This window comes from Litoreibacter roseus, assembly GCF_009811795.1.
Taxonomy (GTDB): Bacteria; Pseudomonadota; Alphaproteobacteria; order Rhodobacterales; family Rhodobacteraceae; genus Litoreibacter; species Litoreibacter roseus.
Genome location: NZ_BLJE01000001.1, coordinates 1,359,500 through 1,372,993 on the forward strand (window position 1 = coordinate 1,359,500; position 13,494 = coordinate 1,372,993).

Consider the following 13,494-nt stretch of genomic DNA (forward strand, 5'->3'; position numbering starts at 1 on the left):
TCATGAAATAGGAAACTGCCAAACGAAACGATCCATCAGGAGCATCCCATGGAGATTCGCGAGGCCCTTACATTCGATGATGTTCTATTGGTGCCGGGGGCATCCAACGTTCTACCGTCCACCGCAGACACGCGTACGATCGTCACCAAAGCCGTCTCCATGAACATCCCGCTTCTCAGCTCCGCCATGGATACCGTGACAGAGGCGCGTATGGCGATTGCCATGGCGCAGGCGGGTGGGATCGGTGTGGTTCATCGCAATCTGAGCATCGAAGAGCAGGCGAAGCAAATCCGTCGGGTAAAGCGCTTCGAAAGCGGCATCGTCTACAATCCCATCACCCTCACGCCCGATCAGACCCTCGCGGATGCGAAGGCCTTGCAGGAGCGCTATAGCGTGTCCGGTTTTCCGGTTGTGGGTGAAGGGGGGCGCGTGCTTGGGATCGTGACCAACCGCGACATGCGTTTTGCGAGCGATGACACAACACCCGTCAAGGCTATGATGACAAACGAAAATCTTGCGATGCTCCGTGAGCCCGCTGATCTGTCCGAAGCCAAAAGTATGATGGAGGCGCGCCGCATCGAAAAGCTTCTGGTCGTCGATGGGGACGGGCGGCTGACCGGTCTTCTGACGCTGAAGGACATCGAACAGGCCGTCTTGAACCCACAGGCCTGCAAGGATGATTTGGGTCGCCTACGCGTTGCCGCGGCGACCACTGTGGGGGATGCCGGGTTCGAGCGGTCTGAGGCGTTGGTCGATGCCGGTGTGGATATAATCGTGATCGATACGGCGCATGGCCATTCTGAGGGGGTGGCCGCTGCGGTTGAGCGGGCCAAGACTTTGTCCAACGAGGTGCAGATTATTGCCGGAAACGTAGCGACGGGCGAGGCCACCCGTGCGCTGATCGGCGCCGGCGCAGATGCGGTCAAGGTAGGCATTGGACCCGGATCGATCTGCACAACACGTATGGTCGCAGGCGTTGGCGTGCCTCAGCTGACAGCCATCATGGATTGCGCGGACGCGGCGGGCGGTATTCCAGTGATCGCGGATGGCGGAATTAAGTTTTCGGGCGATTTTGCCAAGGCCATCGCGGCTGGGGCCTCCTGCGCCATGGTCGGCTCGATGATCGCGGGAACGGATGAAAGCCCCGGGGAAGTCATTTTATATCAAGGGCGTAGCTTTAAAAGTTACCGTGGCATGGGTTCGCTTGGAGCCATGGCGCGCGGATCAGCAGACCGGTACTTTCAGAAAGACGCTGCCAGCGACAAGCTGGTGCCCGAAGGGATCGAAGGACAGGTGCCGTATAAGGGGTCCGCAGGCGCAGTGATCCACCAACTTGTGGGCGGACTGCGGGCAGCTATGGGTTACACCGGGGCTGCAACGATTGCGGACATGCACGCCCGGGCAAACTTTGTGCGGATCACAGGCGCGGGTCTCAAAGAGAGCCACGTTCACGACGTGCAGATCACGCGCGAAAGTCCGAACTACCGGGTGGGCTAAGTGACGCCGCCCGCGCGCCTGTCTGCAGCGATTGAAATCCTCGACCGTTATTTGGCCGGGGACGCCTTGGAAAGAGCGCTTACGAATTGGGCGCGTCGATCTCGGTTCGCTGGATCAAAGGATCGCGCGGCCGTCCGCGATATCGTATTTCAATGTGTGAGATGCCGGAAATCCTACGCCTGCGCCGGAGGAGCGGAAACCGGGCGCGGACTGGTGCTTGGATACCTCAAAATGAAGTCGCAAGACTCCGCGGCGCTGTTTACAGGCGCCACTCACGCGCCGGCGCCGCTTTCAGGAGAAGAAAAAGAACACCTAGCCAAAGAGATAGAGCTAACTTCTGATGTCGCACTGGATGCGCCACCCTGGCTGGAACCAGACCTTAAGAATAGTTTGGGAACGCGCTACGCCGAAGTGATGGCCACGCTCCAGAACCGCGCGCCGGTCTTTCTAAGGGTGAACCGGAAGGCGGCCACCCTTGCCAGCGCGCAAGAGAGCTTGGCAAACGATGGCGTTGAAACCCAGCCGTGCTTGACTGCGCCCTTCGCTTTGAAGGTTGTAGTCGGGGAGCGCCGCGTTCCGCAGAGTGCGGCATGGGCGGCGGGGCTGATCGAGGTTCAGGACGCCGCGTCCCAAGCCGTTTGTGAGGCTCTGCCGTTGGACGCCGATATGCGTGTTCTCGACTATTGCGCCGGCGGCGGCGGCAAGGCGTTGGCAATTGCGGATATTGCTCAGGTTCGCGTGTTTGCGCATGACGCAGATCCCGGACGTATGAGTGAAATACCAGATCGCGCAAAACGGGCGGGTGTAAAGATTTCGCGTCTGTCCACCGCTGAAGCGGTGTTGCAGGCACCTTTCGATCTTGTCCTTTGTGATGTCCCATGTTCGGGAAGCGGCGCGTGGCGCAGATCACCGGAAGGGAAATGGAAGCTGACGCAAGATGCGCTTTCCGACTATTCAGATCTTCAATATAAAATATTCACACAAGCTGCTGAATTGGTGTCGGAAACAGGTATTTTAGCCTACGCGACATGCTCTATCATCGGCCCCGAAAACACGGATCAGATTGATAGGTTTTGCGCTGAACATCCGGAGTGGCGGATACTCATCAGAAAGCAGTTTTTACCAAGCCCGGACGGCGATGGTTTCTTCGTTGCCTGCTTGACCAGAGGCGACCGCCCTGCGTAACCTTACCGCATTATTTAAGAACTTAACTTATGGTTAATGCTTTTTTTGCAAAGATACTCTGAGTCAATTTTGCTGGAGTAATTGACGTGGCTCTTTTCGCCGGTTCGAACGAGACTGTGAAAGATACGGCGGGCACTTTGTCATCGCATTCCCATTGGCTTGTCTGGGCGGCCGCGCTGATCTTGTTGATTGGTGTGACAGTGCCGGACGGTCGTGTGTCTTACCTGTTTCTTGCGGGTGGCGGGGCCGTCGCCGGTCTTGCGTTCTTCACGCGACTTCTTGGGCGCGCCGCAACACCAAGCGATGATATCGCCGCAGTACGCCCGGTTCTTGAGCATGACTACCGCGCCGCCTTAGTCGCAAACCAATCCGGCGAGATCCTCCACAAAAATCCGGCGGCGCGCACGCGGTTTGGCAACACGGATGGCAAGAGCCTTGAAAAGGTTCTCGAAGATGTTTGCACCCAGCCAAATGCTGTCGTTTTTCGGCTGCAAGCAAAGGCAGATAAACAAAACGCCGCACGCGAAGATGTCGCGACGCCCAAGGGCCGGTCGATTTTATCTGTGCATCGCGCCGGCGAGGATTGCTTCGTCTGGATGGTGGATGACGCGGCCGAGCGGGTAACCACAGCGCGTAGTGTAGACAAGATTAGCTTGCCGATGATGACCGTCAGCGGTACGGGATCCATTCTGTTCATGAACGACGCAATGCGGCGCTTCGCAGGTGGGCGGGTGAAATCCGTTGATAAGTTGTTGAATGAACCAGATGTGGTCTCCGGTCAGATAACGACTGTTGCTGGCATTGACGGCCCGTCACAAGTGCGGGTCATAATCACCTCCGCGGGTGCGGGCCGGACCGAATACTTCTTTGCGCCTTTGGAAGATGGTAGAAACGGTTCAGAAACGCTTGAATCTCTGGAAGATTTTCCTGTTGCGCTTCTCAAAATTTCCTCTCATGGCACACTGCTCGAGGCCAACAAGCTTGCCCGCGCGCTTATGGGACTGGACCAATGGGGCGGGAGCAACGGCGCATCCGGCGAGAAGCGCGTCCTCAGCGATTTGTTGGAGGGGTTGGGGCGCCCGATGTCGGAGTGGCTATCAGAGGCGGCAGAGGGTCGGTCACTCCACAAGCCAGAGGTTCTGAAAGCCCGTAATCGTGAGGAGGAAATCTATCTTCAGGTCACTCTTGGGCGCATGATCCGGAACGGTGAAGTCGTTCTGCTGGCCATGATCAGCGATGCGACCGAACTCAAGACCCTCGAGGCCCAATTCGTCCAAAGTCAAAAGATGCAGGCGATCGGACAGCTTGCCGGTGGTGTCGCCCATGACTTCAACAATCTTCTGACCGCCATTTCGGGCCACTGCGATTTGCTGATGCTGCGTCATGACCCAGGCGACCCAGACTTCGGCGATCTCGAACAGATAAATCAAAATGCGAACCGTGCGGCCTCTTTGGTGGGGCAGTTGCTAGCGTTCTCACGCAAGCAGAATTTGCAGCTCGAGATTCTCGATATGCGCGACACTCTTGCGGATTTGACGCATCTCTTGAACCGCCTTGTTGGTGCGCAAATTCAGTTGACCTTGAGCCATGACCCACAACTCATGTCTGTCCGGGCTGATCGACGGCAGCTTGAGCAAGTCCTCATGAATCTTGTCGTAAACGCTCGCGACGCCATGGAGGGCGGTGGCGAGATCAACATCGAAACCCGTAACATGAAGCTGCAAAGCGAATTGACGCGTGACAGGGCCGTTGTGCCGCCGGGTGAGTACGTTCTGGTTAAGGTATCCGATAACGGCTGCGGGATACCCCAAGATAAGCTAAACAAGATCTTTGAGCCGTTTTTCACGACCAAGCGGACTGGGAAAGGCACCGGGCTCGGCTTGTCCACAGCCTACGGAATTGTAAAGCAATCAGGTGGATTCATCTTCGTCGACAGCGAGGTCGGCAAGGGCACGGCATTTACCATCTACTTCCCGACGTCGCAATTGCCGGTGCAAGAAGATGTAGCGAAAGAGGAAGTTCCGGTTCGTATGGATCCGGTGCCGGCCGAGGGCGTGGTACTCTTGGTAGAGGACGAAGCACCTGTGCGGGCCTTCGCTTCGCGCGCGTTGAAGTTACGGGGCTACAGTGTTTTAGAAGCGGACTGCGCCGAGGAGGCGCTCTCCATGCTTGAAGACAGCGATCTGATAGTAGACGTGGTGGTTACCGACGTTGTGATGCCTGGCATGGATGGCCCGACATGGGTTCGAATGGCGCGCGAAGCGCGACCTGATATGAAAGTGGTTTTCGTGTCAGGCTATACGGAAGGGAACTTTGGTGAGAACCAAGAGATTCTCCCAAATACTGTATTCCTGCCAAAACCGTTCTCATTGAATGAACTAACGTCGACGGTTCAAAGCCAGATGAGTGTCGCTGCCTGACAATTGACGTCTAAGATAGGCGGTTTTCGAATAGGGCAATATCATGAATTCTATTATATAATAGGCGCTTATCAGATGTTTTGCATCTTCCTTGAAGGATTCGAGACCGCGTTTAACGTCCCCTTAACCGCACCAGTTACATTCTGACCTTCGTAAAAGTTTATGTTGAATTGTTCTCGTTTTGGTCTCATATATATGAGAACAAGAGGCGAACAAAGCAGTGATTGCCGCGCAAATAGCGGTATGGAATAAGGGAAGAAATCATGGCAACGGCAGATCTCCTTCAGATGACATCCAAGAGCGACAGCAATAAGCAAAAAGCGCTTGATTCCGCGCTGGCCCAAATCGAGCGGCAGTTCGGTAAGGGCTCAATCATGAAGCTCGGCGACGAGAATGCGATTCAGGAGATTGAAGCGACATCCACGGGCTCCCTCGGGCTGGATATCGCCCTTGGGATCGGTGGTCTGCCAAAGGGACGCATCGTTGAAATCTATGGTCCTGAAAGCTCGGGTAAGACGACGCTAACCCTGCATTGTGTCGCAGAAGAACAGAAGAAAGGCGGCGTCTGCGCGTTTGTTGATGCAGAACATGCCCTTGATCCCCAGTACGCCAGGAAGCTTGGCGTGGATCTGGACGAATTGCTGATTTCGCAACCCGATACAGGCGAACAAGCCCTTGAAATTGTTGATACCCTGGTGCGGTCCGGCGCAGTCAGCATGGTCGTGGTCGACTCCGTTGCGGCCCTGACACCTAAGTCCGAGCTTGAGGGCGATATGGGTGATAGCTCCGTGGGGGTGCATGCGCGCCTTATGAGCCAAGCCATGCGTAAACTGACCGGCTCCATCTCGCGCTCCAAATGTATGGTTGTGTTCATCAATCAGATCCGGATGAAGATTGGCGTCATGTTCGGTTCGCCCGAAACAACCACTGGTGGCAACGCACTGAAGTTCTATTCCTCCGTGCGGCTCGACATTCGCCGGATCGGTGCAATCAAGGATCGTGACGAAGTTGTCGGCAACGCGACCCGCGTGAAGGTCGTAAAGAACAAGGTTGCGCCTCCATTCAAGCAGGTGGAGTTCGACATCATGTACGGCGAGGGCATTTCCAAGATGGGCGAATTGCTTGATCTTGGCGTGAAAGCCGGAGTGGTTGAAAAATCCGGGGCCTGGTTCAGCTACGGCGACGAACGCATTGGTCAGGGCCGTGAAAATGCCAAGAGTTTTCTGCGGGAAAACAACAAGATTGCCTATGAGATAGAAGATAAAATTCGGGCCGCCCACGGTCTGGATTTCGATATGCCGGAAGGCGCCTCGCCAGAAGGTGAGGATGACGGGTTGGTTGAAACCTGATAACCGTCACAATCGCTGAAAGCGATCAGAGGGCGTGCCGGAAAGGCGCGCCCTTTTCATTTGCACACGCCCCTCGTGAATAAGGCGGATCGCTAACCGCCGCAGGCTGTGGACAGCAGGAGGGCAGGCGGCTACATCTGCGCTTCAATGTGATAGCCGTGCAAATGGATACCTTTTCATGCCCAGTCTCAACGACATCCGGTCGACTTTCTTGAACTATTTCGAGACGCAGGGCCATGCAGTGGTCCCGTCCAGCCCCCTCGTGCCGCGCAACGATCCGACGCTGATGTTCGCCAACTCGGGCATGGTGCAGTTCAAGAACCTTTTCACGGGTGTGGAAACCGGCGACTATACCCGCGCAACCACAGCTCAGAAATGCGTCCGCGCGGGCGGAAAGCACAACGATCTGGACAATGTCGGCTACACCGCGCGCCACCATACGTTCTTTGAAATGATGGGGAATTTCAGCTTTGGTGATTATTTCAAAGCGGATGCGATCCAGTTTGCGTGGGAGTTGATCACAAAGAGGTTCGATATTCCGAAGGACCGTCTGGTGGTCACGGTCTACCATACCGATGACGAGGCTGCCGATATCTGGAAAAAGGTCGCGGGTTTCACCGATGATCGTATCATCCGCATCGCCACTGATGATAATTTCTGGACCATGGGTCCCACCGGGCCTTGCGGTCCAAGTTCCGAGATTTTCTTCGATCATGGCGACCATATCTGGGGCGGCCCACCCGGCAGCCCGGAAGAGGACGGTGATCGTTTCATCGAGATCTGGAACCTTGTCTTCATGCAGTATGAGCAGCACGAAGACGGTTCTCGGACGGAGTTGAAGAGCCAATCCATCGACACCGGCATGGGTCTGGAACGGATGTGTGCGACCTTGATGGGAAGCCACGACAATTATGCGACCGACGTGATGCGTGCGCTGATTGAAACGTCTGCAAATGTGACTTCTACGGAGCCTGACGGCGCTGGCAAGACGCACCATAGGGTCATTGCGGACCATTTGCGGTCCTCGTCCTTCCTGATTGCAGATGGCGTTATGCCATCCAATGACGGGCGGGGTTACGTTCTGCGCCGGATCATGCGGCGTGCGATGCGTCATGCCCATCTGCTTGGTGCGAAAGATCCGGTCATGCACCGTTTGGTTCCGTCGCTGATTTCACAAATGGGCAGCGCATATCCAGAGTTGGGCCAAGCCCAGGCCTTGATCGAAGAGACGCTTCGGCTGGAAGAAACGCGCTTCAAGCAGACGTTGGACCGCGGCCTTAAACTGCTTGATGATGAGTTATCGGATCTGCCAGACGGCGCTGAATTGCCCGGCACAGCTGCGTTTAAGCTCTATGACACGTACGGGTTTCCCCTTGATCTGACACAAGATGCAATGCGGGAGAAGGGTCGATCTGTCGATACGGACGGCTTCGACAGTGCGATGGCAGAGCAGAAGGCAAAGGCGCGTGCGGCTTGGTCAGGGTCCGGCGAAACAGGTGACGCTGCGATCTGGTTTGATCTGGCTGAACAACATGGCGCGACTGATTTTCTCGGGTACGACACCGAGACAGCGGAAGGTCAAATTTTGGCGATCGTCAAGGACAGCGAAAGCGCCAAGACCCTCGAAGCCGGTCAGGACGGTTGGATTGTCCTCAATCAAACACCGTTTTACGCCGAGAGCGGCGGGCAAGTTGCCGACCACGGTTATGTGCGCCGCCTTGAAAATGAAGACGTGCTCGCGAAGTGTATCGATGTGCAGAAGATGGGCGGCGGTGCCGTCTTTGCCCATCGTGTCACACCCCAGAATGGCGCGTTTTCCGTAGGTGATGCAGTTGCGCTTGATGTCGATCACGGTCGCAGGACAGCCATCCGTGCGAACCATTCGGCGACCCACCTGCTGCACGAAGCTTTGCGGGTCGCGCTCGGGGACCACGTCGCACAGCGGGGATCACTAAACGCATCTGACCGTCTGCGGTTCGATTTTTCACACGGCAAGGGCCTGTCTCAAGACGAGCTGTCTCAGGTCGAACAGGACGTCAACATGTTCATTCGTCAGAACTCCGCCGTCGAAACCCGGATCATGACACCGGAAGACGCGCGCGGCATTGGGGCGCAGGCGCTGTTCGGCGAAAAATATGGCGATGAGGTTCGGGTCGTTTCAATGGGGCGCGCCAACACAGGTAAGGGTCTTGATGGCAAGACCTACTCGATCGAACTGTGCGGCGGCACCCATGTGCGACAGACTGGCGATATAGGCGCGTTTGTCACGCTTGGTGACAGCGCCTCCAGTGCTGGCGTTCGTCGAATTGAGGCGCTGACAGGGCAAGCGGCGCTCGACTATCTACGAGAACAGGACACACGCTTATCTCAAGCGGCATCAGCCTTAAAGACACGGGCGGAAGACGTCCCGTCCCGTGTGTCCGCGCTGCTCGACGAGCGGAAATCTCTTTTGAATGAAATTGCGCAGCTGCGGCGCGACTTGGCTATGGGTGGCTCAGGGCAGCAGGTAGCGGACAAGGATATCGGTGGGACGCCCTTTTTTGCCCAGACGCTGAGCGGTGTCAGCGGCAAGGATCTGCCTGCACTGATTGACGAGCATAAGGCGCGCATGGGATCAGGGGCTGTGTTGCTCATCGCCGATACAGGCGAGAAAGCAGCCGTGGCTGCCGGCGTGACCTCTGATCTTGTCAAAACCGTCTCGGCGGTCGATCTGGTCAAGGCTGCGGTAGCAGAACTTGGCGGCAAGGGCGGTGGCGGCCGCCCTGACATGGCGCAAGGGGGCGGCGCAGATCCGTCCAAAGCAGACGCCGCAATTGCCGCCGCTGAAAAAGTGATAGGATAGAAGAATGGCTACAGCCCTCTGGATTGCGCATGTGACAGTGACGGACGCCGACAATTATGGAAAATACGCTAAGCTCGCCACGGATGCGATTGCGGCCCATGGCGGCGTGTTTCTTGCAAGAAGCGGCCGCTACGAGCAGCTGGAGGGGACAGATCGCGCACGCAATGTTGTTGCCCGTTTCCCAAGCCTTCAGGACGCCAAAGACTGTTATTTTTCAGACTCCTATCAGGCCGCTTTGACGCACGCAAAAGATGCGGCCGAACGCGATTTGGTGATCGTGGAAGAACTGGATTAGGTCCCGCGCATCCGCGCGCCATCCGCGTCGAATAGCGGCTTAGTGATCAGTGTTGCGGCTCTCATGTCGCCCAGGATTTCAATCTCAGCCTGGAGGCCCGGCTGGGCCTGATCCCGTGGAACAAAACCCAATGCGATGGACTTCTGCGCATAATGGGAAAATCCGCCCGATGTGCAAAACCCCGACACCTGACCGTCAAGGAAAATAGGTTCATACCCGACAACATCGGCATCGACCGCGTCTACCTCGAACGCGCTGAGAATGCGGGGCGGAGGGGTGGAACGCTCCCGCTCGGCCGCGTCCCGACCTATGAAATCAGCATTTTTTTTGAAACTGATAAATCGATCCAGCCCGGTTTCGGCGGCTGTATAGTCGGGTGAAAACTCGCTCATCCACGATCCGAAGAACTTGTCCAACCGCAAGGACATCATCGCCCGCATCCCGAAGGGTGTGATGTCATGAGACTGTCCGGCCTCCCAAAGCGTGTGCCAAAGGTGGCGCTGCGTCATCGGGCTGGTGTAAATCTCGAACCCCAGATCGCCGGTATAACTAACCCGTTGAACGAGGCAGGGTGCCATGCCGACATTCATGTGCACCACGTCTAGGAATCTGATTTTGCTGACATCCGTTCGGGTGCAATCCTGCAAAAGCTTGGCGGCATTCGGCCCCGCGATCTGGAACCCGGTCCGATCGTCTGAGACATTGCGCACTGTAACGCCCGGTGACGCTTGTTGCTCAAACCAACGAAGATGATAGGCTTGCGCCCCGTAAGATGCCGTGAGCTGGAAATGGTGGTCTGACAGGCAACTGACGGTGAAGTCTCCAATCAATCGTCCGCGGTCCGAGAGCATAGGGGTTAGACTGAGACGTCCGGGTTGCGGAATTCGTCCGGCCATAACGCGGTCCAGCCATGCGCGGGCGTTCTCGCCCGTCACCTCATATTTTCCGAAATTCTGAAGTTCGTTGATGCCGACACCGCTCCGAACTGCGGCGACCTCCCGCGCTGTGGCATCGAACGCGTTTGAGCGACGGAAGGACGGTGTTTCGTATCGCGGTTCGCCCTCTGCGGCGAAGTAGTTGACCACCTCCAACCCGTATTGCTGACCCCAAACTGCGTTCATGCCGTCAAAGATGTCGTACATTGAGGTCGTCCGGAAGGGGCGGGCGGCGGGCAGTTCTTCGTTGGGATAAACCACAGAAAACCGCGTCTGGTAGTTCTCGATCACCTTTGGGCGGGTGAAGTCCTCGGTCACCCAATTGCCGTAGCGCGAAACATCCATGGCGGAGGTGTCCCGTTCGCATTCACCTTCGACCAGCCATTGCGCAAGCATCAGGCCCACACCACCACCTTGACTGAACCCGGCCATCACTGCGCAGGCAGACCAATAATTGGACAGTCCCTGCACGGGTCCCACCAGCGGATTGCCATCCGGCGCAAATGTGAACGGCCCGTGGATCACCGATTTCACGCCTGCGGTTTCGAGGATCGGGAAGCGCTTGTACGCAAATGCAATCGAGTCCTCGATCTTGTCGAAATCATCTGCCAGAAGCTCATGCCCGAAACTCCAAGGCGTTCCGTCAACAGCCCATGGGCGACATTTCTGCTCGTAGAACCCAATACACAGGCCGCGTCCTTCCTGGCGCAGATAGCTTTCACCTGCGGGGTCCATCACATGGGGATGCTCGTTGTCCCGGGCATAAATCTCGGGGATGTCATCTGTGACGATGTACTGATGCTCCATCGGGTGCAATGGATGATAGACGCCGGCCATCTGGCCAACTTCCCGCGCCCACAGCCCCGCCGCGTTGACGATATGCTCGGCGTGGATTGTTCCTTTTTCGGTTACCACATCCCACGTGCCGTCGGGCCGCTGGTTCAGCTCCTCTACCTTGCAATGCTGTTCTATGGTTGCCCCGCCCAGTCTGGCGGCCTTCGCATAGGCATGGGTGGTTCCGGACGGGTCCAGATGTCCGTCCAATGGATCGTAGAGCCCGCCAATGATGCCATCCAGATTGGTGATTGGGGCGATCTCCTTGATCTCCTCCGGACCGACAATCCGCGTGTCCAGCCCCATATGTTTGTGCTTCGCCCGTTCAGCGACCATCATGTCAAAGCGTTCCTGGCTTTCTGCAAGCGTCACGCCGCCCACATGGTGCAGCCCACAGGACATACCGGTCAGTGCTTCCAGTTCGCGGTAGAGACCAATGGTGTAGCCTTGCAATGCACACATGTTGGTGTCGCCATTGATTGTGTGGAACCCACCTGCGGCATGCCATGTCGAGCCGCTTGTCAATTCTGACCGCTCAATAAGCATCACGTCCGACCAGCCCAGCTTGGTGAGGTGATACAATACCGAGCACCCGACGACGCCGCCCCCGATCACTGCGACCCGTGTGGTGGTTTTCATGGCGCGTCCTCTCTGTACATTTGCGTTCATCAAAGGGCCGTGTCAGTCAGACGGCTAGACAAACCGCGACATGTCCCGTCGCAGATAGGCCAGTTTGAAGCACCTGTTGAACCGGGACGGCGCGACCGCGTTTGTCGACACGCCAAGGAGGACGCCGATGTATGACACGTTGAAGCGCAAGCTTATCCATTATCTGGACAAGCTCTGGGTCCGGATCACCCTCATTGCGATTCTTTCCCTCGTCGCCATCGGTGTTGCGCGACTGCTGGACCCGCTGCTGCCCAACGGGATTCAAGAGGTTTTAGGCGCTGGATCTGTTGGGCGTCTGCTGGAAATCATTGCCAATTCGATGCTGGCGGTGACGACATTCTCTCTAACGGTCATGGTCTCTGTTTTTCGCGCCGCCTCATCGCAATGGACCCCTCGATCCCATCGGCTGATGCTGGATGACAAGACCACACAGAACACATTGGCCACCTTCATAGGGGCCTACATCTATGCCCTGTCTTCCATCATCTTGCTGGAAACCCAACTCTTTGGCGAGGATCAAGTCGTTGTTCTTTTTGGATTCACCATCCTGATCCTGATCCTTATCATCTTGGCCATCGTCCGCTGGATCCTTCATCTGCAGAATCTTGGCAGCCTTATCGAGACCACGCGCCGGATCGAAACAGAGGCCGAGCGGGTTTTCGGAGTTCGGATGAAAAGACCGTGTCTTGGGGCCAATCCACTGAAAAACCTGGATGATGTACCGGACGACGCGGTCGCAGTGGTTGCGGAAGATACCGGTTACATCCAGCATATCTACGAGGGTGCGATTTCTGAGAAGGCCGAAGAACTCGACTGCGATGTGTACCTCACGGCCCCCGTGGGTCGTTTCATCCACCGCGGTATGACCCTTGCCTATGTCACAGGCGATGCGGACGAGATGAAGGACTGCGTGCGGCTGAACACGATGATCGGCGACGTTCGAACCTTTGAACAGGATCCCCGCTTCGGTTTGGTTGTACTGGGCGAGATCGGATCCAAAGCCCTGTCGCCCGGCATCAACGATCCGGGAACTGCCATTGATGTCATCGGACGCATGTCGCGTATTCTTGAAAGCTACAGTCAAGAAATGGAGGAAGGTGACAGCAATATCATGCATCCCCGGCTCTGGGTGCCTCCGTTGGCCGCTGGCGATCTGATCGAAGACGGGTTTGCACCTTTGGCCCGCGATGGCGGCAAAATTGTCGAGGTCCAGCTTGCCTTGCAAAAGGCACTGGCCGCGTTGGCGGATCACCCCGATGAAACGCTTGCCAAAGCGGCGAAGGAAGCTGCCGTTCTGGCATTCAAACGCGCGAAGTCCCAGATGATCGATGAGAATGACATCAAGCGCTTGAGCGCACGCACGCCAGCTGAGGTTCAGGCAGCCTGATCAGGATTGCCAAAAACGTCCGAAAGTGTCGGTGCTGGTCATTCGGCAACATACCTTCTGCAGCAACCTGACCGAAAGGGA

8 protein-coding genes are annotated in these 13,494 nt (G+C 56.7%); 7 read left to right on the forward strand and 1 reads right to left on the reverse strand.

The features are described 5' to 3' along the window. Positions 1-48 precede the first annotated feature (48 nt). The 6 genes from guaB to KIN_RS06705 all read left to right on the forward strand — a co-directional run bounded on the left by guaB (position 49) and on the right by KIN_RS06705 (position 9,588). Positions 49-1,497, forward strand: coding sequence for an IMP dehydrogenase (guaB, locus tag KIN_RS06680; protein WP_159805158.1), 1,449 nt, complete (start codon positions 49-51; stop codon positions 1,495-1,497). Beyond that, a complete protein-coding gene (locus tag KIN_RS06685) occupies positions 1,498-2,682 on the forward strand; it encodes an RsmB/NOP family class I SAM-dependent RNA methyltransferase (protein ID WP_159805160.1) in 1,185 nt (394 codons plus the stop codon). It abuts the gene before it with no gap. A gap of 86 nt (positions 2,683-2,768) precedes the next feature. Beyond that, positions 2,769-5,102, forward strand: a complete 2,334-nt coding sequence (locus KIN_RS06690) for an ATP-binding protein (RefSeq protein WP_243144832.1) — start codon at positions 2,769-2,771, stop codon at positions 5,100-5,102. A 263-nt stretch (positions 5,103-5,365) separates the two neighbouring features. Beyond that, entirely contained in the window at positions 5,366-6,451 is a 1,086-nt protein-coding gene (recA, locus tag KIN_RS06695) for a recombinase RecA (RefSeq protein ID WP_159805162.1), read from the forward strand. A 178-nt stretch (positions 6,452-6,629) separates the two neighbouring features. After that, positions 6,630-9,293 (forward strand): alanine--tRNA ligase, encoded by a 2,664-nt coding sequence (gene alaS / locus KIN_RS06700; protein ID WP_159805164.1) that lies wholly within the window; start codon positions 6,630-6,632, stop codon positions 9,291-9,293. Positions 9,294-9,297: 4 nt separating this feature from the next. Next, positions 9,298-9,588 carry a DUF1330 domain-containing protein gene (locus KIN_RS06705; protein ID WP_159805166.1) on the forward strand — a complete coding sequence of 97 codons (291 nt, stop codon included), beginning with the start codon at positions 9,298-9,300 and terminating at the stop codon, positions 9,586-9,588. On the opposite strand, the gene KIN_RS06710 is transcribed toward KIN_RS06705, so the two are convergent. After that, positions 9,585-11,996 carry a GcvT family protein gene (locus KIN_RS06710; protein ID WP_159805168.1) on the reverse strand — a complete coding sequence of 804 codons (2,412 nt, stop codon included), beginning with the start codon at positions 11,994-11,996 and terminating at the stop codon, positions 9,585-9,587. The two genes, KIN_RS06705 and KIN_RS06710, sit on opposite strands and share 4 nt — an antisense overlap. Positions 11,997-12,153: 157 nt before the next feature. Here KIN_RS06710 and KIN_RS06715 point away from each other — a divergent pair, with 157 nt between their 5' ends. Next, positions 12,154-13,413: a DUF2254 domain-containing protein gene (locus tag KIN_RS06715; RefSeq protein ID WP_159805170.1), complete on the forward strand. Its 1,260-nt coding sequence runs from the start codon at positions 12,154-12,156 to the stop codon at positions 13,411-13,413. Positions 13,414-13,494 lie beyond the last annotated feature (81 nt).

Excerpts from the sequence above, each read along its gene's own strand:
- KIN_RS06715 (WP_159805170.1), top strand. The coding sequence starts at position 12,154 with ATGTATGACACGTTGAAGCGCAAGCTTATCCATTATCTGGACAAGCTC.
- recA (WP_159805162.1), top strand. The coding sequence starts at position 5,366 with ATGGCAACGGCAGATCTCCTTCAGATGACATCCAAGAGCGACAGCAAT.
- KIN_RS06710 (WP_159805168.1), bottom strand. The coding sequence starts at position 11,996 with ATGAAAACCACCACACGGGTCGCAGTGATCGGGGGCGGCGTCGTCGGG.
- KIN_RS06705 (WP_159805166.1), top strand. The coding sequence starts at position 9,298 with ATGGCTACAGCCCTCTGGATTGCGCATGTGACAGTGACGGACGCCGAC.
- guaB (WP_159805158.1), top strand. The coding sequence starts at position 49 with ATGGAGATTCGCGAGGCCCTTACATTCGATGATGTTCTATTGGTGCCG.
- alaS (WP_159805164.1), top strand. The coding sequence starts at position 6,630 with ATGCCCAGTCTCAACGACATCCGGTCGACTTTCTTGAACTATTTCGAG.